The sequence below is a fragment of the Neisseria sp. P0021.S007 genome, assembly GCF_051956855.1.
The window spans coordinates 1-519 of record NZ_JBQCXA010001191.1 but is presented as its reverse complement, the minus strand read 5'-3'; the positions used below and the strand labels follow the sequence as shown (position 1 = coordinate 519).

At 58.8% G+C, this 519-nt stretch carries 1 pseudogene; it reads right to left on the bottom strand.

Annotation, left to right across the window (positions count from 1 at the left end):
- Positions 1-519 (bottom strand): annotated as a pseudogene (locus ACTHUR_RS18220) (hypothetical protein); the annotation flags it as partial.

Here is a 519-nt window from a genome sequence, read left to right as displayed (position 1 = left end):
GTATCTGTTTGGCCGGTGTAGTAATCCACCCAGTTTTGCAGGTATTCGTAAGGGAAGTCCAAATCGTAGGCACGCATAAAGTCGAAGGGATCTTGGTATTCGCCTTCAGGCAGCGGCGCATCAAACAACGCTCCGTTGCCGCCGTTTGTGCCGTTCAGACTGCCGCCCGCCGCACCCACCACCGAAGCAATCGCCCCGGTCTGCGCTTTAATCTCTTCTTTAATGTGCTCGGGTAACAGGTTGGGATTGAATTTTCCCGTTGTCGGGTCAATCGCGGTATGGCCGTCGTCGTATTGTTTGGCCAGATACCCGGCCGCACGTTCGGCAGCAACAGCAGCGCTGTCGCCGGCAAGCGGGTCGGCGCCGTTGGCGTAGGCCAAGGCGGCACCGAGCATAAAGTGGCCGATTGCTTGCGCGGCTTCGTTTTTGTTTTCACCGTGGCCGAAGCGCTTGCCGATGGCGGCTGCAGCATACGGTGCCAACGTATTGGCCGCCAGCTGTAAATCACCCTGGCCGCCC